The sequence below is a fragment of the Rhodococcus sp. H29-C3 genome (genome assembly GCF_030063405.1).
Taxonomy (GTDB): domain Bacteria; phylum Actinomycetota; class Actinomycetes; order Mycobacteriales; family Mycobacteriaceae; genus Rhodococcoides.
The window spans coordinates 1-594 of sequence record NZ_JASITC010000072.1 but is presented as its reverse complement, the minus strand read 5'-3'; the positions used below and the strand labels follow the sequence as shown (position 1 = coordinate 594).

Genomic DNA, 594 nt, shown 5'->3' with positions numbered 1-594 from the left:
GAGACAAACGGCGCCCGTTCACCATGACCGAGCTGCAGCAGTTCTTCGACCTCGCAGATCTGGAGCCGGAACGGATCCTCAACTCGGGACGCAAAGGTGCGCTGGCCGCATGGCGGGATGCGGTGGCGTTCAAGACCTTGTACGGGTGGGGACTGAGAGCAGGCGAAGGCCGGCAACTGCAACTGGTCGACTGTTCACGGAACGCACGCGCACCCGGTTTCGGCGAATGGGGTCTGCTGCGGATCCGGCACGGGAAAGCGATGCGCGGTTCACCCGCCAAACAACGCACAGTCCTGACGGTATTCGACTGGGCTGCAGAGGCACTCGAGCATTGGGTGAGTTACGGACTTCCCCGCTACGGGCAACCGCTCGCCGACCTGTTCCCCACCGACCGCGGAGGTGCCGTCGCCGGCAGAGACCTGTGGAAGCGGATGAGAAACCTGGTGGACGAGCTCGGTTTCCCGCCGGGTCTCGATCTGCATTCGTTGCGCCGCGCGTATGCAACTCATCTACAGACAGAGCACGGATACGACTTGAGCTTCGTGCAGATGCAGCTCGGCCACGAACACGCAGCGACGACCTCGATCTACACGA

Annotated in this window: 1 protein-coding gene; it reads left to right on the top strand. The window is 63.0% G+C overall.

Going from position 1 to position 594, the window contains the following annotated elements; all coding sequences use genetic code 11:
* Nucleotides 1-23: 23 nt before the first annotated feature.
* Nucleotides 24-594: tyrosine-type recombinase/integrase (locus QMK32_RS25225; RefSeq protein ID WP_283478313.1), on the top strand; the 571-nt coding region annotated here is incomplete at its 3' end.